General features: G+C 56.0%; 24 protein-coding genes and 1 pseudogene. 12 read left to right on the top strand and 13 right to left on the bottom strand.

Annotation, left to right across the window (positions count from 1 at the left end; translation table 11 throughout):
* Window positions 1-615: 615 nt before the first annotated feature.
* The 5 genes from SIB73_RS11420 to SIB73_RS11400 all read left to right on the top strand — a co-directional run bounded on the left by SIB73_RS11420 (window position 616) and on the right by SIB73_RS11400 (window position 3,157).
* A complete protein-coding gene (locus SIB73_RS11420; RefSeq protein ID WP_413405006.1) occupies window positions 616-798 on the top strand; it encodes a hypothetical protein in 183 nt (60 codons plus the stop codon).
* Between the two features lie 9 nt (window positions 799-807).
* On the top strand, window positions 808-954 hold the full coding sequence (locus tag SIB73_RS11415; RefSeq protein WP_413405008.1) for a hypothetical protein: 147 nt from the start codon (window positions 808-810) through the stop codon (window positions 952-954).
* A 235-nt stretch (window positions 955-1,189) separates the two neighbouring features.
* Window positions 1,190-1,366 (top strand): hypothetical protein, encoded by a 177-nt coding sequence (locus SIB73_RS11410; protein ID WP_413439608.1) that lies wholly within the window; start codon window positions 1,190-1,192, stop codon window positions 1,364-1,366.
* Between the two features lie 303 nt (window positions 1,367-1,669).
* Window positions 1,670-1,960, top strand: a complete 291-nt coding sequence (locus SIB73_RS11405) for an antibiotic biosynthesis monooxygenase (protein WP_413405013.1) — start codon at window positions 1,670-1,672, stop codon at window positions 1,958-1,960.
* Between the two features lie 18 nt (window positions 1,961-1,978).
* Complete coding sequence (locus SIB73_RS11400) at window positions 1,979-3,157, top strand: iron-containing alcohol dehydrogenase (RefSeq protein WP_413439607.1); 1,179 nt, start codon at window positions 1,979-1,981, stop codon at window positions 3,155-3,157.
* On the opposite strand, the gene SIB73_RS11395 is transcribed toward SIB73_RS11400, so the two are convergent.
* The gene (locus SIB73_RS11395; RefSeq protein ID WP_413439606.1) at window positions 3,158-3,370 is read right to left on the bottom strand and encodes a hypothetical protein; all 213 of its coding nucleotides are present in this window, start codon (window positions 3,368-3,370) and stop codon (window positions 3,158-3,160) included.
* A 13-nt stretch (window positions 3,371-3,383) separates the two neighbouring features.
* Window positions 3,384-3,740, bottom strand: coding sequence for a hypothetical protein (locus SIB73_RS11390; RefSeq protein WP_413439605.1), 357 nt, complete (start codon window positions 3,738-3,740; stop codon window positions 3,384-3,386).
* 251 nt (window positions 3,741-3,991) lie between these two features.
* On the opposite strand from SIB73_RS11390, the pseudogene argS (SIB73_RS11385) reads away from it, so the two are divergent.
* Window positions 3,992-4,417 (top strand): annotated as a pseudogene (gene argS / locus SIB73_RS11385) (arginine--tRNA ligase); the annotation flags it as partial.
* Between the two features lie 611 nt (window positions 4,418-5,028).
* On the opposite strand, the gene SIB73_RS11380 reads toward argS (SIB73_RS11385), so the two are convergent.
* The 3 genes from SIB73_RS11380 to SIB73_RS11370 are packed head-to-tail and all read right to left on the bottom strand — an operon-like array spanning window position 5,029 to window position 7,300.
* A complete protein-coding gene (locus tag SIB73_RS11380; RefSeq protein ID WP_413405020.1) occupies window positions 5,029-6,279 on the bottom strand; it encodes a hypothetical protein in 1,251 nt (416 codons plus the stop codon).
* Between the two features lie 52 nt (window positions 6,280-6,331).
* Window positions 6,332-6,556: a hypothetical protein gene (locus SIB73_RS11375; RefSeq protein WP_413405022.1), complete on the bottom strand. Its 225-nt coding sequence runs from the start codon at window positions 6,554-6,556 to the stop codon at window positions 6,332-6,334.
* 12 nt (window positions 6,557-6,568) lie between these two features.
* Window positions 6,569-7,300: a hypothetical protein gene (locus SIB73_RS11370; protein ID WP_413405024.1), complete on the bottom strand. Its 732-nt coding sequence runs from the start codon at window positions 7,298-7,300 to the stop codon at window positions 6,569-6,571.
* Window positions 7,301-7,543: 243 nt separating this feature from the next.
* On the opposite strand from SIB73_RS11370, the gene SIB73_RS11365 reads away from it, so the two are divergent.
* Complete coding sequence (locus tag SIB73_RS11365; protein ID WP_413405026.1) at window positions 7,544-8,284, top strand: lysozyme inhibitor LprI family protein; 741 nt, start codon at window positions 7,544-7,546, stop codon at window positions 8,282-8,284.
* A 90-nt stretch (window positions 8,285-8,374) separates the two neighbouring features.
* On the opposite strand, the gene SIB73_RS11360 is transcribed toward SIB73_RS11365, so the two are convergent.
* The 4 genes from SIB73_RS11360 to SIB73_RS11345 all read right to left on the bottom strand — a co-directional run bounded on the left by SIB73_RS11360 (window position 8,375) and on the right by SIB73_RS11345 (window position 11,522).
* On the bottom strand, window positions 8,375-8,794 hold the full coding sequence (locus SIB73_RS11360) for a hypothetical protein (RefSeq protein WP_413405028.1): 420 nt from the start codon (window positions 8,792-8,794) through the stop codon (window positions 8,375-8,377).
* The gene (locus tag SIB73_RS11355) at window positions 8,794-9,381 is read right to left on the bottom strand and encodes a S1 family peptidase (protein WP_413405030.1); all 588 of its coding nucleotides are present in this window, start codon (window positions 9,379-9,381) and stop codon (window positions 8,794-8,796) included. The genes SIB73_RS11360 and SIB73_RS11355 overlap by 1 nt, the downstream gene beginning before the upstream one ends.
* A gap of 495 nt (window positions 9,382-9,876) precedes the next feature.
* Window positions 9,877-10,575, bottom strand: a complete 699-nt coding sequence (locus SIB73_RS11350; RefSeq protein WP_413405032.1) for an integron integrase — start codon at window positions 10,573-10,575, stop codon at window positions 9,877-9,879.
* Window positions 10,576-10,637: 62 nt separating this feature from the next.
* Window positions 10,638-11,522 (bottom strand): isocitrate lyase/PEP mutase family protein, encoded by an 885-nt coding sequence (locus tag SIB73_RS11345; RefSeq protein ID WP_413405034.1) that lies wholly within the window; start codon window positions 11,520-11,522, stop codon window positions 10,638-10,640.
* A gap of 179 nt (window positions 11,523-11,701) precedes the next feature.
* Here SIB73_RS11345 and SIB73_RS11340 point away from each other — a divergent pair, with 179 nt between their 5' ends.
* Complete coding sequence (locus SIB73_RS11340; protein ID WP_413405036.1) at window positions 11,702-13,318, top strand: hypothetical protein; 1,617 nt, start codon at window positions 11,702-11,704, stop codon at window positions 13,316-13,318.
* 29 nt (window positions 13,319-13,347) lie between these two features.
* Here the strand turns inward: SIB73_RS11340 and SIB73_RS11335 are convergent, their stop codons facing one another.
* Window positions 13,348-13,998: a hypothetical protein gene (locus SIB73_RS11335; RefSeq protein ID WP_413405038.1), complete on the bottom strand. Its 651-nt coding sequence runs from the start codon at window positions 13,996-13,998 to the stop codon at window positions 13,348-13,350.
* 338 nt (window positions 13,999-14,336) lie between these two features.
* Here SIB73_RS11335 and argS (SIB73_RS11330) point away from each other — a divergent pair, with 338 nt between their 5' ends.
* The 3 genes from argS (SIB73_RS11330) to SIB73_RS11320 are packed head-to-tail and all read left to right on the top strand — an operon-like array spanning window position 14,337 to window position 18,617.
* Window positions 14,337-16,109, top strand: coding sequence for an arginine--tRNA ligase (gene argS, locus SIB73_RS11330; protein ID WP_413405040.1), 1,773 nt, complete (start codon window positions 14,337-14,339; stop codon window positions 16,107-16,109).
* Window positions 16,109-17,617 (top strand): hypothetical protein, encoded by a 1,509-nt coding sequence (locus tag SIB73_RS11325; protein ID WP_413405042.1) that lies wholly within the window; start codon window positions 16,109-16,111, stop codon window positions 17,615-17,617. Before argS (SIB73_RS11330) ends, SIB73_RS11325 begins: the two co-directional genes overlap by 1 nt.
* 7 nt (window positions 17,618-17,624) lie before the next feature.
* Entirely contained in the window at window positions 17,625-18,617 is a 993-nt protein-coding gene (locus SIB73_RS11320) for an asparaginase (protein ID WP_413405043.1), read from the top strand.
* Here SIB73_RS11320 and SIB73_RS11315 read toward each other — a convergent pair.
* On the bottom strand, window positions 18,614-20,317 hold the full coding sequence (locus SIB73_RS11315) for a protein adenylyltransferase SelO family protein (RefSeq protein ID WP_413405045.1): 1,704 nt from the start codon (window positions 20,315-20,317) through the stop codon (window positions 18,614-18,616). The genes SIB73_RS11320 and SIB73_RS11315 overlap by 4 nt on opposite strands.
* 188 nt (window positions 20,318-20,505) lie before the next feature.
* Between SIB73_RS11315 and SIB73_RS11310 the strand changes: the two genes are divergently transcribed.
* On the top strand, window positions 20,506-21,615 hold the full coding sequence (locus SIB73_RS11310; RefSeq protein ID WP_413405047.1) for a pyridoxal phosphate-dependent aminotransferase: 1,110 nt from the start codon (window positions 20,506-20,508) through the stop codon (window positions 21,613-21,615).
* 8 nt (window positions 21,616-21,623) lie between these two features.
* Here SIB73_RS11310 and SIB73_RS11305 read toward each other — a convergent pair whose 3' ends face one another.
* Window positions 21,624-22,367, bottom strand: coding sequence for an MBL fold metallo-hydrolase (locus SIB73_RS11305; RefSeq protein ID WP_413405049.1), 744 nt, complete (start codon window positions 22,365-22,367; stop codon window positions 21,624-21,626).
* 25 nt (window positions 22,368-22,392) lie between these two features.
* A complete protein-coding gene (locus tag SIB73_RS11300) occupies window positions 22,393-23,001 on the bottom strand; it encodes an anthranilate synthase component II (protein ID WP_413405051.1) in 609 nt (202 codons plus the stop codon).

Raw genomic sequence — 23,001 nt, 5'->3', positions numbered from 1 at the left:
ATGCTGCATTCGTATTGGGCTTAAGGCCCGACACTGTGACTTGAAAATCAGGTGTAAAGTCATTTGACATTGATTGCGTAAAGAACAGAGACCTCTTGAACTATGTCTGCCGATCACTTCATTGGCCGGTATTTTTGTGTTGTATTTAGATATTTTTTGTTAGTACCGCGACGTTAAGCTTTGAAAATTGATATTCAGTTTTTGTCTTCCGCGATGATTCTCTCGGTGTTTCTTTGCTTTTTGCCTTGAGTATTGTTATCTCTCTTTCCGTGCCGGTCGTTGGAGCAAATCATTCGCTTGTTGTATTGACGCATAGGTGATGGCTACAAAAGGGGTGATCAGTGTGTGGAGCCACTCACCATGTCAACCACCACATAGCAGCCTGGGGCGTTGGCGCTTCTCGAATACAAGCCTTTCCCCTCAGAGCGGACCCCTTGCTTCTGCCTCCTGTTGGTGTGCAAGCGCGACACCCCTTGAGGCGGAGCGGACCTGTCGGCTGGATCTCACTAAGGCTGATTTCGACCACACCGCTCAGCATTTTGCGGAGCTCAAACCCATCGTTCCGAGTTCTTCCAACGGCAGCAGAACAGCGCCAGGAGTCTGTGTGTGCGGCTGGTGGTTCGCATCCACGGTTACAACGTTCCCCTGAGCAGTGTGAAGCGGGAATACCACCAGGCGGTGCGCAAGTTCAGAAATAACGCCTGCCAGCTCACGGACTCACCACCGGATAATTATGTGCTGTTCGTGCACTACGCCTGGCAGTCCGAACGGATCGGTGCCGGAGGTCCCTTGCGTTGAATTCGTGCCATGCCGATGGAGCTGTGGCAGCTGTTCGCTCTCGGCAGTTGTCTCGGTTTCTTTGTCGTTGGTTGGCTGGCAACCATCGGTCAGTTGTGTCTGGGGATTGGCATCACGCTCACCCTGCTCGCTCGGTCACCTAATTCGCGATCGTAGTCGCGCCTGATCGTTAGGTGTGTTTGATGCCGTGGAGATAGTGAGAGCGCTTCACCTACTGGTGATGGAGATCATTGCCGATAGCCTTTTCGTCAATGATGCCGACATGGTGTTGCGATTGGCCTCAGCCTTGACCAACCACCTCGTGTTTCCCTAGCGGTCGCGCATTGGCGGCGATCGGCTTGGCAATCTGAGCAGCAAGGGCCGCACGACACAGAATGGTTATGGCAAGCGTGTGGGTGACCTGAGTGACCTTGAGCTGCATGGGGCGTTGCGGACGCAAAGCCTTTGTGATCACAGAACATTCCGTTGTCAGCGCTGGATCGGCTACCCGCTCAATGTGATCGACTGCACCGATGACGACGATGGGTTGCGCTATCTCAGTGCGTTCACGGCGCGCAATGCCGCGTAGAGGTTTTTTCAATTACACCGCCACGAGCGTGGCGATGCTCGTTGGTGTATTCCAACTCAGTAGGATCGATCGCCATGGTGGTTATTTTCAAGGCAGATATTGCATGAATCCCCTTCATGAGTGGCTCTTGATGGAGATGGTCATTCAGGAAAGCCGCACATCGAAACCGAAGGCAAGTTGCGGCACCATCAGATCAGCTGGATCGCGATTCCCAGTCCTCCGTCATGCTCCGGTTAAGGGGACTGCCTCTGGACCTTGGCTCGCCGGATGGTTGGATTGAAGACTGCCTTGCTTGGCTGATCGATGCACGTCACCTGTGTTCACGTCCACGTGAAACCTGATCAGATCGAGGCGTTTCGTCAGGCCTCCATCTTGAATCACAAGGAATCCATCCAGGAACCGGGCAATCAACGCTTTGACATCCTGCAGAGCAAGGACGACCCGACTCTGTTTCTTCTCTACGAGGCGTATGAGTCCGAGGCCGCCGCTGCAGCCCATAAGAACACGTCCCACTACCTCCAGTGGAGGGAAACCGTCGCTGATTGGATGGCCGAACCACGGAAGGGTGTTCCCTACCAATCGGTTGCACCATGACGCGATGGGTTCATGACGATGTCGTTCCCTTTTGCCCGGGTCCCGCCGATTCACTGCGGCATGGGAACTCTCCAGCAGATCACCCCCTGGCTGCGCTCAAGCAACGCTGAATCGGTCCTGCTGGTGACCGGCCGAGCTTCGTTGCAGGCGATGGGCCAGCTGTGCGTGGTGGAGGGTTTGATTGATGCTGCTGGAGCCAGACATTCCCATCTGATCTGTGCTGGTGAACCCAGCGCAGAGCTGGTGGATCGCACCACCCGGCAGTGGTTTGGTCAGGGCCTGGACGCTGTGATCGGCATCGGTGGCGGCAGTGTGATCGATTGCGGCAAGGCGATTGCCGCGATGATTCCCCATGGGAACTCCGTGCTCGATCATCTCGAGGGTGTGGGCCGTGGTCTGGCCCACAGCGGAATCACCCTGCCTTTTCTGGCAATTCCCACCACTTCAGGAACGGGTGGAGAAGTGTCGAAAAACGCAGTGCTGAGTCATGTGGGCCCGGAGGGATACAAGAAGTCGTTGCGTCACGAGAACTTCGTTCCCAGTGCCGTGATTCTGGATGGTTCCCTGCTCACCGGTGCCGCTGCTGATATCACAGCAGCGTGCGGCATGGATGCCTTCACGCAGCTGCTGGAGCCGTTTCTCTCCCCGACGGCATCACCGTTGAGTGATGCGATCGTCTGGAGTGGTCTCCAGCATCTGGTGCCGAATCTGAGATCAGCCTGCGGAGAGGGATCAGCCGATCCTCAGGTGCGTCTGAACATGGCCTATGGCGCGCTCTGCTCAGGCATCGGATTGGCCAATGCCGGGCTGGGACTTGTTCACGGGCTGGCCGGGCCGATCGGAGGTTGGTTTCCGATGCCCCATGGCGTGATCTGCGGAACGTTGATGGCTGCAGTGCAACAGCAGAACTGGAGTGCCCTGAAACAGCGCGATCCCCATCACCCTGCCATCGAACGGATGGCCCGTGTTGGTCGTCTGATGCCGGGGGGCAGCAACCTCAGTGAGAACGCTGCGGCAGTGGACCATTTCACGGACTGCTTGCTCCGTTGGGTGGAGGAACTCCAGCTGCCTCGTTTGAGCGACTACGGCATCACCGCGGCAGATCTGGATCGCATCGTTGAGGCCGCCAGCAACCGCAACAATCCCATCGCACTCTCGCCCTCAGAGATCAAAGCCTTGCTGCAAACAAGGCTGTGATCAAGGCTTGAATCCAGTGGTCACCCCTGCCTTGTTGAGTGCGGTGGCGAATGGTTCGCCGCAACCTTCAATCAGACCGGCTTGATCCATGCCATCGATGATTGTGTGGGCGTGAACGTCGTCCACGATCTGCCTGAGAAGTGGATTGCCGATGAAGTTCTTCCGCTCCGATCCTGTGAACACACCGCAAACCACGCCATCCCACAGGATCACAGCCGCATGGCGATCATTGTTTACCGCATCGGGTTGTTCCGGATATGAGAGCGTCAGCAACGATGGATTGCCCAACACCTGTCACGGCGGTGTAGTTCGCCCTGCCTGTGAGCTGCACAAATCTCCGCCCGTGAAAACTGGCTCCATCCCCGGGTGCTGTGATATTGACGTCCGATCTGTTCTCATACATCTGTGTGAAATAAGCGGCATCTCCGTATTCATCAATGGGTTGCAGGGTTGAGGCCGTTTCATGCTTTGTGGTGGCGAGCATGTAATCCAGCCAGCCAATGGAGCGGATGTCCCAGTTGGCTTGAAATTCTCCTTGTGGTGGCTTGGGTGGTGCGTCCCAGAAGTCCAGGATGGCTTCCATTCCATTCACATGTTGCTGCCTGAGCACGCCGTTGAACAAATCGTCTCGAAGGCAGTCGTTGAATATCTTGCGGTCTCCATTCGCTCCTACCTCTCTTCCCTCCCTCCCTTGGATGAGGTCGGAGGGTAGTGGGCATTCTTGAGTGTCGGCACGGTGCTCCCTTGGGTCTGCAGTTGGCCTGATCCAGCCCTGAGGGGGCTTTCCCGCGCCGGGGGATGATCAGGAGCTGACTTCATTGACCGCTGCTTTCCATGCTGCGCATCGCCCAGGCCCTAGACACCCAGTTGCGTGGTGCGATGCAGCGTGCCTTTCCGGAGGTGGATGCTCTGCTGGAGCCCCAGCTGGCAGCAGCGAGCAAGCCGGAATTTGGTGATTTCCAGGCCAATGGAGCCCTCCCCCTGGCGAAGCCCCTGAAGCAGGCGCCTCGTCAGATCGCTGCGGCGATCGTGGAGCAGTTGCAGGCTGATGCCGAGTTCAAAGCCCTGTGCCTAGAGCCCCAGATCGCCGGGCCTGGGTTCATCAACCTCACGATCCGACCAGAGCGCCTGGCTGCGGAAGTGGCCTCCCGGCTGGGTGATGCGCGGTTGGGCGTTCCATCGGTGAATGATGCAGCTCCGGTGGTGGTCGACTTCTCCAGTCCCAACATCGCCAAGGAGATGCACGTGGGCCATCTGCGCTGTGGGGCACGGTGTGCGATCAATCGTGGTTCTGGCTCACCATATTCAACGATCAGCGCCTGATCGATCGTTCCGGTCAGCAACGAAGTTTCAGTCTTGGGCTCTGGTCATTTAATAAAAAACAATGCCAGAAAAGAAGCGTTGATTACATAAAAGCGAGTGGTAGCGACAAGCTTCCAGCGTGTACTTTAGGATGTTCTGTTGTCAGTTCGCCTAAGGCCTGAGCTGTGAGGCGCCCACGAAATGCGTGTAGTTTGCGTTCGAACGATCGCCTTATTAGTTGCCCTGGGTACTTTCTTGCTCAATGGTTTTTTACGCTGGCAATATGTCATTTCGCTGCTTCTTTGATTGCAATGAATTGATTATCTAAAGTATATGATTTAACTGTAATATTTTGCTGGCTCAGGGCATTCATCATTTGACTGGATGAGCAATCCTTGATTGATTACTAAAATCAATCATATGTGGCTTTAGTCGATAAAAGAAAAATTTTTAGGGCAAATAAAAAAATAGCTTACACAATAAGAATGTGTAAGCGTGCCAGGGTGTTAACGCATAGACGATCTAACCTCTAGCGCTAAGCAGATTTCCGCAATTCGATATTTTATTTTTTAAAGATCTTGATATGAGATGACATCTTCACAGATTAGGTTGATGCAGTGATACTTATCTGCAATCCATTCCTGCCTAAAGATGGCAATAGAAGGGGTGTTATTATTTCCATATTTGTAACCTGCATTCTCATGAGCATGTACTTGCTTTTTGATATACTGCCTCTGCTCATCCTTTAAATTGGTATATGGATAGTCCCAATGCTCAATATTTAAAGGCAATACAACAGCTAAGCAATCCCAGGAGTCTGCGTTTGTGGCACGTTCTTTTTGAAAAGGAATTTCATTCCAGCCCCACCACCCATAAGCTGTTTGGTCTTCACGTTTAAATCCAAGCTTGTCTCTATTCCAATAGAAGCCATTTTGGAGACTTATCATTGCGGCAATATTGTCAACCCAACCAAAAGAGTCTAATTTGTTTTGATCAGGCCAATATTGTAAGTCTTGGTGCGCTTTTGCTGCTTCATGCCAGGCTTGCAAAAATACCCACCAGTCATCAAGATTGTACCTATTATTCCATTTTGGATTGTATTCTTTATACTTGACAAGTTCATTTGCGTCTACATAGTTTTGTTTTTGTCCGTTATAGTCAATGTAGTCAACTGCGCATTTCCAATTGTTTTGTTTATTATTTGCTTCATCATAACTATATCTAGTATGGAATCCAGTTCCTCCTCCATTGCCCGTCTTATGGATTGAAGAAGGTGGGTTTATGCGGGGGTCCCCCATTGGCCAAGCGCCAGACCCGATTAAGTTGGAATCTATAGTTGTTGTTTGGTTTTCCTGGTACCAGAGGCAGGGACCTTGCCATCCATTTCCATCCTCAAGATAAACCGCCCTCGAATCACAAGAGTTTGAATCGTGGGAGTAAAGTACAAAAGTATTGCTTAGATCATGAAGGTCAATGTGTTTTTCTCCGCTAAATAAACACTTTACTTTTTCTGATTTATACGCAAGCGTTCCTACAGCCGGAACACCTTGTTCTTGAACCTTTTCGTATAGCTTTTGGTCATGATGAGATAAAGATGGATCTGTAGGATCTATAAGGTTGTAGCAAGGATTGGGCGCAATTAGATCTTGATGTAAAAAAGTTCCAGGAACGACTTTGTAATCCGTATCAATAGGTTTAAAAAAACTTAGATCTAGCTGAAACCTGAATACACATCCTGATCCAGTACTACTTGCGTAGTAACTGTCGTCACTTCCATCGCTATGTATAGCGTTCACAATGTCATCTTTTTTGATTGACATGCTTAAAATTGAATAGAACTTAATTTATGACAATAAAAAGCTGATAAATCGCTTAAGCATTGCTGAGAGGTTGCTGAGAGGTTGCTGAGAGGTTGCTGAGGTTTCGCTGATGAATTTGAAGGAAGTGGACGTAAGTCGCCAGATCACGGGGTGTATGGATAAATCGCCGCTGGCCGGTGAAGGCCTGCCCCGGCCCCGAGGACTTGCAGGGATCGAAACATTCGGCTCGGACTTCATAGCCCTGCTGAACCCGGTGCCAGTCATCCCACTTGATCATGTAGTCGTCTTGCTACTTCACCTCCAGCACGCGCTGGTCGAACCTCTGGGCACCGAAGTTGATGAAGCCTTGATCTGGTGTGATGCCCTCACTCGCACTGGCATTGCCGATGAGCATGAATTGCGAGAGGTAAGGACCTTGAACAACTCCCGGACTGGAACCTCGAAAGATCGTTTGCGGGTCGAGTTGATTGCTGCTGTTGGTGGTGCGCGGACGGCTGTTGAAGCCGCCCTGGGCATAGGCAAGACTGTTGAGTCGATCGGCCGAATCAGCCAGTGCTGCTGAGCCACCGCCTGCATCGAAGGCGTTGAAGGGCAGATCACCTAATAGCGCCAGTTCGTAAACCTCCGCCATCTCAAAGGTCAGTTCTTCACTGCAAAGATCAGGAGCGGGCGGAATGGTGACGGCTTGAGGGTCAGGACCTTGCAGTTCGTAGAACGTGCCAGCAGTCGGGGCCTCCCACTTACGGCGCGGCTCAGCGCGCGGAACCGCTATGTGCCGGGTGAAGTCCTCGGCCAAGCCGTTGTCAATGGCGTAACGGAATGCCTTGAAGTCTCCTGATTGCTCAACCAAGCCAGTGGTTGGGTTGTGATCAAGCTCCTTGGTGAAGCTCATCGGGTAGTTCGCGGATTCGTAGCGCTGCTCGTCGCCGTTAGCTTGTTGTTGCGGGTGATCACGCCGGGCAGCGAGATCGATCGCGTCCTGGCGTACCCGTTGTGCAGTCAGCTTGCGTTGGTCTGTCATTTTCAAAAGTGCAAATGAATGAATTCAGCGGAGTTCATGCTCCGACTCATTCACCATTGCCGGATTCAAATGATCACTCGATGATCTGAATCAGCGGAGATTCTGATCTCGCTCACAGGGCCGATGGCTCCCAAAACCTGTAATCCATCGGCTCTAGGGCCAGAAGCCTGATATCAATCATTGCTTGACCAGTGCCGTAAAGCCTTATTGATAGATGATGATAATTATCTTCTCTGAAAATCCATGATTCAAATCGCACTTTGGATGAATGTCTTGCTAAGCCTATTTGAACTTTTTGGCGCACCAGAAGCTAGTGCTAACAGCTTTAGGCCAAGCTTTGATTGTAATCGTGCACGTTATCAAGATGAATTCGCAATATGCAATGACCAGAAGTTATCTGAACTTGATCAAATAGCTTCGCGCGGTTATGGCCAAATTAAGGGAGAAAGGCGATCCGTCGCGCAAGACTTTCTTTTATCGTCCTTGCATGCTCGCCATGCTTGCGGGAGTAATAAGCTCTGCATTCTTGACACTCAGGCTCAGGTCATTGACGGACTGAGTGAGTTTGGAGCACACGTTTCGAATCCGCCATGGATTGGTGCGTTCAGGCTTTCTCTTATCAAAAATGGGAATACACCCATCGTGAGTGGCGTACCTGAGAGAGTTGGGACTTGCTCTCGAACCAAGATCAAAGCCATCGGTACAAGGCTTCATGACCGACAGATGATCGTTCCACCTAAGAACTATACGGAAAACGAAGGAACAACCATTCAATATGACAATGGAGGCTTTCAAGTTTCATATGAATTTAATCCCGATGTGGCGGCCTCACGAATTGGTGATCAAGTTATTTTTTGCCTGGTATCTATTCCACAAAATTGCCCGCCTGGTGATGATCGCGGCAAGATCTACTCAGCAACAAATCTCCGAAATCAAAGGTCTTGGATCATGCCAGCAACCCAGCACTCGTGTGGGGGGGCCTAATGGCCGTAATCGCTTTAGCTGAGCTTCTTCTCGTGCTTCTAACGCCAAGCTAAGCGGCGCGCTTTAGCGCGTCCTTGCTTGAGCGCCTTGTTAGTTTGCATTACACCATGCGTTGATTCCCATTGTGCATACCAAATTGAGCATGATGGCTACTGCCGGTGCTAGCAATGTTGCGGCATACCCTAGAGTTGCTCCGAGCGCAGCAGAAATTACGCTTATATAAATCGTTTTGGCGACTGGAGTTTCGGCGGATAGCTGAGAGCGGAAGCTTTCATATGCGCTATCTCCGCACATAAATTTCCTGAACTCCTCTTTGAACCTATCAAAGAATGGTTCTGGTGATTCATTGGCGCCACCAAATTGAATCGTGGTGTTTGGCCCATTGGCCGACAACCATAATTTTATGGTTTCTTCAGGATCGTTTTCACTCAGAAGTTGGTTGATACTGTTGGCTTGGTAGGTTTTTAATTCAGAAACCCACTCGTCAATAGTGGCACTTGGTAATTCCATTAAAGCATCTCCCTTAAATATTCCGAAGAGATCCCGTGCGTAGTTTGATGAAGCTCTCTGGGATTAATTCCACCCAACGAGATACCCTCTCCACCATCAGGAGTATATGCGCCAACTAAAATACCTACAATCTTATTTAAACGAGGAGAAAAGACTAATGAGCCGGATTGGCCTGGGCGAGATTGCGTATTAATAACTGCATGTTTACTTTTAATGCCATTAGAATCTAGTAGAACTTTTGCACCAACTTCTGCTTTTTGAAAAGTTAAGACTCTTCTACCTTCAACGCTATGTGGAAAGCCAAAAATGCCGACTTCTTCTGAAACGTTAACTTCATCAAACCCTCCAATCTCAGGCAAGTCTCCGGAAAGTTGGCCGTCAACTTCAAGGATTGCTAAATCTTTAATTGGATCAATATCTGCAATTCGAGCCTGAATGGGCTTGCAGCGATTATCAGAGGTATCTTGATAAGCGTTAATGTCATTAATATGCGGGGCGAGAATGACGATTCCTTCATCTTGATTGCCAACCACATGACGTGTTGTCGCCACTTTATTGCTTGAGATGAAAAAACCCGTTCCAAGCATCTGAACATGCTGAGGTGTAATTTTTCCTATTGTTACTACCTGCTGGGTAAATAATTGCACTTAATTTTCCTTTGCAAACTAACTATTTATTGGGCGGTTCCGATAACCACCTCTGAGCAGGCCTTGCTTTCCGTGAACCACGAAGCTCTATCGGTCTTGCGCTGCTCAGAACGCTTTGATGGCATAGCTTCTGCAAAAACACTCCTCTGATTGTAGCGATCGTTCATGGGTCCGTTAATCATTTCAATTCGACTGTGCTGATTTCGCTGTAGCTCATTGCTTTGCATTTGGTTTCTATGCTGTTTGATGGAGTGATATTTGAAGCGAATTCAGTGGGCTCTGCTGGCATGTTTGTGTCGATGTTTTAAAACTTTTGCTTTCAGGAAATAATTAAGAGTGGAAATGTGTTTGGTGATGCGCCGCATCTTCCAATTGGCGTTTATCGAATTGGGTGCAGTGATGATCAATAAATCCACGCAGCTTGTTTGAATGCTGCTAGTCAAGGTCGGCTGGGCTGCGTACACCGAGGGGCCCTGAATTCAGAACGTGGGTGTAGATCATGGTGGTGCTCACATCCTTGTGGCCGAGCAGTTCCTGAATCGTGCGGATGTCCTGTCCCTGTTCCAGCAGGTGTGTTGCAAATGAATGACGGAAGGTATGGCAGCTGGCTGCCTTGGTAATGCCAGCTGAAGCCATAGCGCGTTTCACCGCTTTCTGCACCACGCTGGGATCAAGGTGATGCCTCCCCTGCTCGCCGCTGCTTTTGTCAGTCCAACGCTTCTGTTGCGGGAACACCCACTGCCAGCCCCATTCGCGTTCAGCGTTGGGGTATTTGCGACCCAGGGCGTAGGGCATCAGCACCCGCCCCCAGCCGGCCTCAAGATCACGCTGGTGCAGTTGACGTACATCCGTGAGATGACGCTCAAGGTCCGGAATCAGGCTTTTTGGCAACAGTGTCAGGCGGTCTTTCCCCCCTTTGCCATCGCGAACGCTGAGTTCCCCCCGTTGGGTATCAAGGTCTTTCACTCGCATCCTAAGGGCTTCCATCAGGCGCAACCCACTGCCGTATAGGAACCCCACCACCAGAGCTGAGGGCCCTTGCAGTTGCTCCCGCACGGCGCGCACTTCAGCCGTGCTCAACACCACAGGCAGTCGATGACGCGTTCGAGCTCGGTCGACGGAATCCAGCAGCAATGGTTGCCTAAACAGAGCCCAACCCTTCCGTTTCTCCTTCGTCCACCGTGTTGGGAGCCGATTCAGGTTGGATCAGCTCTCTCCAGGTAGCTGTCAAACCCCACCAGTGTTTTCATCTCCTCAAAGCTGAGCATCTGCTCAGGAGTGTTGCCTGCTTGGAGATCAACCAGTGCCTGCCGCATCGCGAAGGCGGCCGTTGAGAGCAGGGTGAGTGGGTAGGCCGCCAAAGCAAAGCCCATTGCCCCTAGCCGTTCAGTCGACAACAACGGTGTGATGCCTCCTTCCAGCATGTTCGCCATGCGCTTGCCCGGCACCTCCTCGCAGAATCTCAGCATTTCTCGTTCGCTGCGGGGTGCCTCCAGAAACAGCACATCAGCGCCAAGCTCAGCAAATGTCTTCAGCCTCCAGAGCGCTTCCTCCAGGGCGGCCTGATCACCGTGGCTTGTTGCCAGCACCGATCGCGCATCGGTGCGCGCCACGATCACCAGATCAGCGCCCTGGTTGCGGGCATCAACGGCTGCCTGAATCCTGGCGATCGCCGAATCGCGATCGACGACAGCTTTCACGCCGGTGTGGCCGCAGCGCTTGGGAGCCACCTGATCTTCCAGCATGATTCCTGCAAAGCCTGCTTTCGCGAACTGGTGCATTGTGCGCTGCACATTGGCGGCATTGCCGTGGCCGGTGTCGCCATCACCGATCACCGGGATCGAAACGGCATCGCAGATCGAGCGACCCTGATCGAGCATCTCGGTCACCGTGAGCAGGCCCGTGTCCGGCAGGCCGGCGCGGGCTGCCGCCACGGAGAAGCCACTCATGAAGCTGAGTGCGCAGCCGGCTTGTTCCACCAACCGGGCTGATAAAGCATCAAAGCAGCAGGGCATCAGATGGCAGGTGTCCTGCTCCAGCAAGCTGCGGAGTTGCTCTGCTGGTTCTGCGCTTTGGGGCACGGTGTGTGATCAACAGTGGACCTAGTTCACCATCTTCAACGATCGGTGCCTGAGCAATCGTTTGAGCGATCGTTGATGCCAAAACGCTGCTGCTGAATTGAAAGGAAGCGGTTTGATTCCGCGGCTGATTCGTGGGAGATGGCTACCTCAGGGGGGATCAGCGTGCAGAGCCATTCACCATGACAACCACCACGCGGCATCCTGAACTCGCCCTTCTCAAATACCAACCCTTCCCCTCAGAGCAGAACCCCTGCTTCAGCCACATGCTGGTTTGCAGCACCGCACCCCTGGAGGCCGAGAGGCCCTTTCGCTTGGCTCTCACGCAACCTGATTTTCGTGCGGATTTTGACAACAACGCCCAGAACTTCGCGAAGCTGCGCACCCATCTCTCCGAGTTCTTCCAACGGCAGCAGAGCAATGGCAAGTCTCAGCGTGTGCGGGTGGTCGTTCGCATCCACGGCTACAACGTTCCCTTGCAGAGTGTGAGGGAGGAATACAAGCAGGCGGAACGCAAGTTCAGAGACGACGCCTGCCGGCTTACGGAATCACCACCTGATGATTATGTGTTGTTTGTGCACTACGCCTGGCCGTCCGAGCTGATTGGTGCCGGAGGACCTTTGTGCTGGTTCCGTGCCATGCCGATGGGCCTGTGGTTGCTCTTCGCGCTTGGCAGCTTGCTCGCTTTCTTTGCCGGCGGTTGGCTCGCTGCCATCGGTCAATTGTGTCTGGGGATTGGAATCACACTGATGCTGCTGCGCATGGTCACGTACTTCCGCGACCGTGAACGCGCCAGCACCTTTGGTGTGTTCGATGCCGTTGAGATGGTCAGAGCTCTCCACCACCTGGTCAAGGAGGTCATCCCCGATCGCAGCTATCTGGCTGATCTCCAGAGCGGTAAGCAGCCGCGGATCAGCCTCAGTTTCCTGGGTCACAGCATGGGCACGTTCGTGACAACCATGCTCATCCGTGTGCTCACCAATGTCTTCGATCCCGAAGCGGATACTCACCTCTGGTCGACTAATGCCCAGTCGGGTCCATTTGGTGGTCCAAGCTGCCCAGCGACCTTCGATGAGCAAGCGAACGAACGACAGCGAGAACAGTTGGCGCAGATCGGTGATCTGTTCACCCTTGATCGTTTAATCCTCGTTGCTGCTGACATCCCGGTCTGGACGATCACCACAGGTCGCTCCAATTACCTGGCCAGTTGCCTGCGCCGTTTTCAGCAGACTTTTTTGTTCGTCAACGATGCCGACATGGTGCTTCGGCTCGCCTCAACTCTGGCCAATTACTTCGTGTTTCCCTCGGGGACGCGCATCGGTGGCTATCGGCTCGGCAACCTGAGCATCAAAGGGCGCACGCGAGCCCAGGGTTACGGCAAGTCTGTGTCAGATCTGAGTCATCTCGAGCTCCATGGTGCGCTGCGTACGGAAACCCTTTGCGATGACAAAACCTTTTGCTGCAAGCCATGGATTGGCTACCCGCTCAATGTGATCGACTGCACCGACTACGACGATGGTGGGCGTTATCTGAGTGCGTTTACGGCTCGCAATGCCGCGCAGAGATTTTTCAATTACGCCGCCACGTTGCTCTTGATGCTTGCCAGCCCTTTAAAGATCAGCAAGATTGATTGCCACGGCGGATATTTTCAAGGCAAGTTCTGCATGAATCTTCTCTATGAACTGGCTCTTTATGGTGATGGCAATCAAGAAAAGGAGTTGAGCGCAACAGAAGCAAAGTTGCGTCAGCACCAGATCAGCTGGATCGCGGTTCCCAGTCGTCCCAGCGGACCTGGTTGAGAGGGGCAGTTCGGCATTCTTGAAACGATTTATGCCGTCGCACCAGCCTTATCAAGTGCGGAGGAGAATTTTTTGGCATAACGTTCAATCAGATCAGCTTTGTCCAGGCCGTTGATGATTTTGCGGGCGTGAAAGTAATCCACGATTTGCCCTTTGTGTGGATCTCCGATGAAGTTTTTGAGTGCCCATCCTGTAAAAATTCCACAGAACATGCCGTCAAACATGATCACTGCCGCATAGCGATCATCTTTGACGGCATCTGGGTGTTCCGTGAAATCGGGTGCATCGGGGAAGATTGATCGCACTACCCCGGTCATTTTCGTGTAGTTGGTTCGGCCTGTGAGCTGGACAAATCCCCGCCCATGAAATCTGGCTCCATCACCAGGCTCGTTGTTGCCAAGGTCAGAGCGATTTTCATACATCCGCGTGAAATAGGCGGTATCTCCGTATTCATCAATCGGTTGCATCGAGGAGGCCGTCTCATGCTTCGTGGTCGCGAGCATGTAAGCCAGCCAGCCAATGGAGCGGATGTCCCAGTTGGTTTTGAAGGCGCCTGTTGGCGGGTTGGGTGGAGAGTCCCAGAAGTTCAGGATGGCCTCCATGCCATTTACGTTCTGCTGCCTCAGTACCCCGTTGAATAAATCATCTCGAATGCAGTTGTAGAAGATCTTGCGGTTCAATAATCGTCTTCCCTTGTGCAAGACTGCACATTAGTCGGACAGTTTGTTGCTGGCATCTCCTTATTTGATTCTCTGTGGATCAATCACTGAGGCTGAGATTGAGTTTCGGGAACATCAATGCATGCGTTGGCACTGCTGAGTTGATATTGGTGCGTCGTCACTGGTGCGTTGCCACTGATAAATGCCTAGGCCATTAGCTGCGCTTGCGTTGTTTCGGAGGGTTCAGATGCCTGGGCAGGTTCGAGCTCGTGTTCAGTGGCCGCTGAATGATCGAAGCCCGAGGGGGACCCCCGCGCCGGGGGATGATCAGGAGCTGACTTCATTGACCGCTGCTTTCCATGCTGCGCATCGCCCAGGCCCTAGACACCCAGTTGCGTGGTGCGATGCAGCGTGCCTTTCCGGAGGTGGATGCTCTGCTGGAGCCCCAGCTGGCAGCAGCGAGCAAGCCGGAATTTGGTGATTTCCAGGCCAATGGAGCCCTCCCCCTGGCGAAGCCCCTGAAGCAGGCGCCGCGTCAGATCGCTGCGGCGATCGTCGAGCAGTTGCAGGCTGATGCCGAGTTCAAAGCCCTGTGCCTAGAGCCTCAGATCGCGGGCCCAGGCTTCATCAACCTCACGATCCGTCCGGAGCGCCTGGCAGCCGAGGTGGCCTCCCGGCTGGGGGATGAACGGCTCGGGGTGCCGGCCGTGGAGAACGCGGCGCCGGTCATTGTGGATTTCTCCAGTCCCAACATCGCCAAGGAGATGCACGTGGGCCATCTGCGCTCCACGATCATCGGCGACTCTCTGGCGCGGGTGCTGGAGTTCCGCGGCCATCCGGTGTTGCGGCTGAACCATGTGGGCGACTGGGGCACCCAGTTCGGGATGCTGATCACCCATCTCAAGCAGGTCGCACCCGAGGCGCTCGACACCGCCGATGCCATCGATCTCGGTGATCTTGTTGCCTTCTACCGGGAGGCCAAAAAGCGCTTTGATGATGATGAGGTTTTTCAGGCCACATCCCGCGAGGAGGTGGTGAAGCTGCAGAGCGGCGATCCTCTGTCGCTGAAGGCCTGGGGCCTTCTGTGTGACCAGTCGCGGCGAGAGTTCCAGAAGATCTACGACCGGCTCGACATCCGCCTGAGCGAACGTGGCGAATCGTTTTACAACCCCTTTCTGCCTGCGGTGATCGATGGGCTGAAGCAGGCCGAGCTGCTGGTCACCGATGAGGGCGCGGAGTGCGTCTTTCTGAAGGGGGTCAGCGGCAAGGACGGCAAACCGCTGCCGGTGATCGTTCAGAAAAGTGATGGCGGCTTCAATTACGCCACCACCGACCTGGCGGCGATTCGCTACCGCTTTGCTGAAGCTCCCGAGGGTGATGCGGCCCGCCGGGTGATCTATGTGACTGATTCCGGTCAGGCCAGTCACTTTGCGGGGGTGTTCCAGGTGGCGCAGCGGGCCGGCTGGATTCCAGGGGATGCTCGCCTGGAGCATGTCCCCTTCGGATTGGTGCAAGGGGAAGACGGCAAGAAGCTCAAGACCCGTGCCGGCGACACCGTGCGTCTGCGTGATCTGCTGGATGAGGCGGTGGAGCGCGCTGAGGTCGACCTGCGATCACGCCTCAAGGACGAAGGGCGCAGTGAACCGGAAGATTTCATCAACCATGTGGCCGGAACCGTTGGCCTGGCGGCGGTGAAATACGCCGATCTCAGCCAGAACCGGATCACCAACTACCAGTTCTCCTTCGATCGCATGCTGGCGTTGCAGGGCAACACCGCGCCCTATCTGCTGTATGCGGTGGTGCGCATTGCGGGGATCGCCCGCAAGGGTGGTGATCTGGATGTGGCGGCTGATCAGCTGCAGTTCAGCGAGCCGCAGGAGTGGGCCCTGGTGCGTGAGCTGCTCAAGTTCGATGCGGTGATCGCTGAGGTGGAGGAGGAGCTTCTGCCCAACAGGCTCTGCAGTTATCTGTTCGAGCTCAGCCAGGTGTTCAACCGCTTCTATGACCAGGTGCCGGTGCTCAAGGCTGATGCAGCCGCATTGCCATCGCGCCTGTCCCTGTGTCGTCTCACCGCCGACACACTCAAGGCCGGCCTCGGTCTGCTCGGAATCGCCACCCTGGAGCGGATGTAATGGATCAACGGCTGTATAGCCTCCAAACCCGGTACTGGCCGACCGCCATTGCCGTTCTGCTGGTGGTGATGCTCTTTGTCTCAGAGCCGGCGATCGTCGATTTTTTTCAGAAAGGCCATTTCAACTGGGTGTCGCTTCACTCCTTGGCCATCGCTCGTCACAGCAGCATTGCCAACGGAGGCGTCGGTTATTCCTGTGAATGGCTCCATCCGAATGGAGCCATTCACCTTGATTATTTCAATCGCTACCCGATCGTCTTCGCGGTTGTGAGTCGTTGGCTGCTTTCACCCTGGGCCGGTGACGGGGTGGCCTGGCTTTATGCCGCTCGGCAATGGATGAATCTGATTTTTGTCGCCACAGCTCTGGCGCTCTGGTGGTGGCTTCGCGCGCTGCATTTCTCTCGGCCGGTGGCGATGGCCTCCGTACTGTTCACGCTCTCAGCGCCGGTGGTGCTGCAGTACCGCAACATGTTTCACTTCGATCAGCCTGCGTTGCTGGCCTACGTGCTGTTGCTGCTCGTTGTCGTTCGCAAGGTTCTCTCAGCGCAGCCTGACCTGCGCTGGTACTGGTGGGCCTTGTGCCTGGCTGCTCTGAGTGGTCGTTCCGCAGTGGTGCTGATGTTTTCCTTGGTCTTGCCGCTGCAACGGGATCTTGATGTTCCTCGCGGGCGCTTGTGGCTGGGTGTGCCGATCGCTTTCGGAACCGTAGGGCTCGCAACCAGCTACAACATCGCCTGGGAAGCCCACCTCAATGCCGTCACCTGGACCAGCACCTCGGTGGTGCAGTCAGCCATGCGCCGACTTGGCCTCAGCGGAGATGGTTTTAGTGAGCGGCATCTGGAGCGCACCCGTTGGTTGGGGGGGGCGCTGCCCAAATTGATCACTTACATCACGGAGTTCATGCTGCCGCTGCTTCTGGTCGTGGCGGTGCTTGTGCTGACGCGCCTATTCATCCAACGAAGACGTTCCTCCTCAACGGATGGCTTGATCCTCGCTGCCGTGCCCGATCAGGCTCTGAAATGCCGGCGCCAGATGCTCTGGAGTACCGGCGGGACCACCGCCCTATGGGTGGTGGTGATGAAAAATCTGTTTGTGTTCCATGTGTACGCCGGCATGATGATGCTGCCGTTCCTGTTGCTCTGCATGGCGCAGACTCTCGAACGCCTCATCCCAGAGGTCTCGGCAGCTCTCACGCTCAGCGAGCGGCGCGTCACCCAGTGCACCGTGTTGATGGCCGGATCGGCATTGGCGATGGTGTTGCTGCTGGGTCCTTCGGCGCAATTCAGACCCGTGATCGCCAGACGGCTGCTGCTGGAGTCTTTTTTTTCAGATCTTGCCGCCTATCGCAGCGGTGCCGAGGACCGTGTGCCGGTGCAGAGCGACGATCAGTGGTTCCCGCGATCCCCCTACGCCCAATGCGCGTTGCTGGATGCTCCACTCCTCTACGGTGAGCCTTCCCCAGATACCCCGCTCAGCCGCCCTCCTGTGTTCCCATCTCGACCTGATTGATCAGGGCATGCATCGTCCTCGGATCCTTCTGATTGGTACCGGTGGCACCATCGCTGGGACTGCGCCTGAGTCCACTCAGTTGAGTCATTACTCAGCGGGTGCCATTGGCGCTGGGGAGTTGTTGCAGACCGTTCCCCAGCTGCAGCAGCTTGCTGAGATTGAGGCGGAACAGATCGCCAACGTTGACAGCGCTGATCTGCAGTTCGATCACTGGCGCCGATTGGTGGCGCGCATCCGCGAGGCGTTGGCCGTTGATCCCGACCTGGTGGGGGTGGTGATCACCCATGGCACAAACACCCTCGAGGAATCCGCCTGGTTGCTGCAGTTGCTGATCGATGACCCGCGGCCTGTGGTGCTGGTGGGAGCGATGCGCCCGGCCACGGCCCTCAGTGCTGATGGCCCGTTGAATCTGTACCAGGCGGTGCAGGTGGCAGTCAGCTCCGAGGCCCGCGGGCAGGGCGTGCTGGTGGTGATGGATGGCCAGATCCATGGCGCCCGCGATGTCACCAAGGTGGCCACCCAGGGGGTGGGGGCCTTCGCCAGTCCCAGCACTGGAGCACTGGGCTGGGTGGATGACGCAGGCGTGCATCTGCCAACGGCGAGCGGTACTCGGCAGGTGCCCTTCGCTGCGCTCGTTTTACCGGAGCAATGGCCCCAGGTGGCCATCCTTTACGGAGCCGTGCAGCCCGAGTCGTGGATGATCACCGCATGTCTCAAGGCCGGTGTTGCGGGTCTGGTGTTCACCGGAACCGGAGCCGGTCAGCTGTCGGTCGGGGAACGTCATGTTCTTGAGGCCTGGACTGGTCCGCGGCCGCTGATGCTGCGTGCCAATCGTTGTGGGTCAGGAGTGGTTCATGGTGGTGAGCAGGATGCTGAACTTGGCTTGCTCCCGGCTGGTGTGCTGAGTCCGCAGAAGGCGCGAGTGCTGTTGTTGCTCGCTGTGATGGCTGGGTTTGAACAGGAGCAGCTGGCGCAGCTTCTCCCCATCACCCTTGTTTAAGACGAGCAGCTGTAGTGGGAGATGCCTCCTGCACCGAAGAACTCCTGTGGTTTCAGTTGGTCGTAGCGAGCGGCGAGTTCGGGCGAAAGCGGTTCGTAGGGATTGCGGAACACCGTCTGCAGTTCGTGCACCAGGCTGTAGTCACCGCGAGCCGCCTTTTCGTAGGCAGGAGCGATCAGCCATTCGCGCCAGGTGATGGCGGCATTGGCGCGCTGCATCGAAGCGGTGATCTGTTTGGGCTCTCCACCGCCGCTGAGCTGCTGTTGCCAACGCGTTAGCCAGGCGTTCCATTGCGCGTCGAGCTGTGTATCGCTCGGCATGTAAAAGCCCCGCTTCAAAGGTGTGACTTCTTTCGGCAGTGATGTCAGTTCACGGAAAACGATGGTGTAATCCGCTTTCGACGCGACCATCAGCTGCAGCAGATCGCCGATCAGCTCCGGGGCCACGCTGCTCAGACCAAGCTTGCCTGCCCACATGGCCTCCAGTTCGCCCTTCATGGCCTCGCTGAATGTCTCGTGCAGCGAGTCAAGATCGGCCTTTTCGGCTGGATGATCCTTCAGCAGCGTACTGAGCGCTGACCAGAACATTCGGTAGTTGGTTTCAGCCGCTTTCGGTTGATTGAAAAAGGAGAAATGAATCCCGCCGCCGGTCCAGGGCTGGAAGCGGGGGTCGAACAGTTCGCAGAAGCCGAAGGGTCCGTAGTCGAGGGTGAAGCCGCCGGCGGCACAGTTGTCGCTGTTGAAGTTGCCCTGGCAGTAGCCCACCCGCATCCAGTGGCAAACGAGCCTGATCAGGCGTTCCCGGAACAACTGCGCCAGCTGCACCACCTGCGTCGGGAACGGCAGGGAGTCGTCAATCTCCTCGCGGTAGTTCCGTTCGATCAGATGCTGCACGATCATCTGCAGCTCCTGATGAGCTTCGGGATGAGCTTCGCTGCGGGCGCGCCGTGCGAACAGTTCCAGCTGACCCACCCGCAGAAATGACGGCGCCACGCGCGTGGTGATCGCAGCTGGATTGTCGACCAGGATGTCGGGGTCCATCGATGGTGAGGTGCCCGAATACCAGGGGCGACGAACGTTCTCGTCGTGGGAGACGTAGAGCGTCAAGGATCGAGACGTGGGAATGCCCAGGGCATGCATGAACTCCTGGGCCAGAAATTCACGCACGCTCGACCGCAACACGGCACGACCATCTGCTCCGCGGCAATAGGGCGTCGGACCACCGCCCTTCAACTGCATCTCCCAGCGCTGACCCTTGAACATGCCTTCAACCACGGAAATGGCGCGCCCGTCGCCGTAGCCGTTGCCATTGCCGAATGGACATTGCTGGTTGTATTCAGTGCCGTAGATCGACAGGGCATAGCCTGTGGCCCAGCCATAGGGGCGCATCGGCTCGCTCATGTTGCTGAGGTCGCCGGAGAAGACACTGCGGAACTCGCCGTCGTGGACCAGGGTTCCATCCAGGCCCAGCGCATTAAACAGTTCAGGGCTGTGGGCGACGTAGTCGGGATTGGGAAGCGGCGTGGGTGTCACCGGCACGTAGTGGCCGGAACGCACCTCCCGCGGGCGGTGATCCTGTCCATCCGGTGTGGCCTGGGGATCGGGCCGCAGTTGCTGCATCAGCGAGTAATCGACCTGCTGGGCGAAGGCGGCAAACGTGGAGGTGATGGCTGGAGTCGTTGCGCTGGAGCTGGCGGTCATCAGTCCGATTGCTGCAGTGATTGCATCATCGGTGGGGAGATGCCGACACTGCGCTTCTCCGGGAGGCTGCGAATCACTATGTCCGTTACGTTCTTCGCTTCTCCATTGGCTGAAGCGAGTCGCTGAGCACGGCAAGCTGGACCTGATCTGCCTCGGCACCACTCTCCAGGAGATTCGATTCATCGCTGATGGCCATGTCTGAACCGATTCCCTCGCCAGAAGCTCGTCCGGATGTGGAACGCCTCCGTGGTTACAGCGCGCCTCTGGAGGGTCGCCGGGGTTTGCTGCGGCTGGATTTCAACGAGAACACCATTGGCCCCAGCCCAGCGGTCACAGAGGCGATTCGCTCCTTCCCTGCTGACCAGATCGCGGTCTATCCGGAATACGACGGGTTGCGTGAGGCCGTGATCGCCAACCTGCAGTCTTCGCCGGCCGGGCTGGCCCAGCCTCTGTCGGTCGAACAGGTGGGACTCTTCAACGGTGTGGATGCCGCGATCCATGCCGTGATCCATGCCTACGGAGCATCGGGCGACACCCTGCTCACCACCAGCCCCACCTTTGGCTACTACGCGCCGTGTGCGGGCATGCAGGGAATGGCCATCGAGGCGGTGCCCCATGACATGCCGGGTTTTCGCTTTCCGCTGGAAGCGATGCGCACGTCTCTGCAGCGCGGGCCGAAGATCCTGATGCTCTGCAATCCCAACAACCCCACCGGCACTCGGCTTTCTGCTGAAAACGTGCTGCAGCTGGCAACTTCCGCTCTCGACACGCTGGTGGTGGTTGATGAGCTCTATGAAGCCTTCACCGGTGACAGTGTGCTGCCGCATGTGGACTTTGCCGTGCACACCAACCTGCTGGTGCTGCGCTCCCTCGCCAAGACCGCCGGTCTGGCCGGCCTGCGCATGGGATTTGCCATCGGTTCGGCTGGAGTGGTCGATCGGGTCAGCCGCGTCACCGGTCCCTACGACGTGAACAGCCTGGCTGTCACTGCTGCCTTCGCTGCATTGTCCGATCAGCCGTACACCGACGACTATGTGGCCGAGGTGTTACGTGCCCGTGACTATCTGGTTACGGAGCTGACGCGATCCGGTGCCGTTTTCCACTGCGATGGAGGCAACTATCTCCTGCTATGGCCCCGTTCCCCCGCCCAGCAGGTGGAGCAGCAACTGAGGGATGCCGGCATCCTGGTGCGTTCGATGGCCGGCAAGCCCCAGATCGACGGCTCCCTGCGTGTCAGCATCGGCACCCTCGCCCAGATGCAGACGTTCTGGGAGAGCTACCGCCAGCTCGACGGCTGAGTCGGACGTCAGCGCATCACCTCGATCACTGTGCTGTCTCCGAGGTTGCCCGGCAGGGAGAGTGTCGGTCCGACCTGCCGAACCTGGGAGCCACTCATGGCGTCAAGAAACGGCTGCACGCCACCCTGGTCGCAGCCGCTTGGAGCCTCTCCATTGACGTATTGAACGGGGATCACCCGGCGTGGATTCAGTTGTTTCACCACCTCAGCGGCTTCCTCACCGTTGTAGACCTTGCCTCCGCCCCCGACGCCGATGATCAGGACATCAGGGCGACCCAGCAGCACCCTGTCATCGCCGCTCAGAGGCGCTGCCGTACCCCCGAGATGGGCGAAATTCAGCCCTCCCTGCTGCCAGCGCCAGATGGTGGCGTTACCGAAGCGGCGTCCGCCCACTCGATCGTGAGGAGCGGAAAAACCCTCCAGGTCCATGCCGTCAACGCGATAAGACCCCGGCTTGGACAGGTAAGTGCCACCACCGATTCGTGCCCCTTCATCCGGCAGCTCGGAGCTGGCCAGAGTCACGCTGGCGCCGACGCGGGGTTCCGCGAGTCCCGTGGCGCAGCCCACGGCCCGGAAAGGGTTCACCAGAACCGACTGGCCGCCGCCGCGAATCAGCAGGGCACTGTGTCCGTAACTGGTGATTGAAACGCCTGCCGCCTGCACAGATGTGCTGCTGATTCCGGCCAGCAGGGTGGACGCGGCCAGGGAGGTGATGGCCCGCCCAGGACCCTGGTGTTTCAGGAAGACTGTCATCGGGGATGCCTGCTGGCTCAGGAAGCTAGCAGTGCTGAATGCGTCCTTCCGCCATCCTGAGGAAGTTGGCCAGCAGGTTGTGACCGGCTTCCGTGAGCACGCTCTCGGGATGGAACTGCACGCCCTGGAGATGGGGATGTTCGCGGTGACGCAGTCCCATCACGGTGTCGTCCTCAAGCCAAGCAGTGACTTCAAGGCAGGCAGGAAGGCTGCTGCGTTCAGCGATCAGGCTGTGATAGCGAGTGGCGGTGAGGGGCTGAGGCAGGCCAGCGAAGACCCCTTCACCTCGATGGAGCACCGGTGAGGTTTTGCCATGCATCAGTTGCGCAGCCCGCACGACCTTGCCTCCGTAGGCCTGTGCAAGCGCCTGATGGCCCAGGCAGACCCCCAGTGTGGGAATGTTCGGAGATAACTCCTTCAGCACTTCCAGGCAGACCCCTGCCTGATCAGGATCTCCCGGGCCCGGAGACAGCAGGATGGCGTCTGGGCTTAGGTCGCTGATCTCGGCAAGGCTGAGCGCGTCGTTGCGTTCCACGCGCAGGTCCTGAGCAAGGGGATGCTGGGCGGCCAACTCCCCGAAATACTGCACCAGGTTGAAGGTGAAGCTGTCGTAGTTGTCGATGACAAGCAGCAT

Origin of the sequence: Synechococcus sp. MIT S9509 (assembly GCF_047303035.1) — a bacterium.
GTDB lineage: Bacteria > Cyanobacteriota > Cyanobacteriia > PCC-6307 > Cyanobiaceae > Synechococcus_C.
The sequence above is the reverse complement of the archived record's forward strand: the minus strand, read 5'-3'. Positions and strand labels throughout refer to the sequence as shown.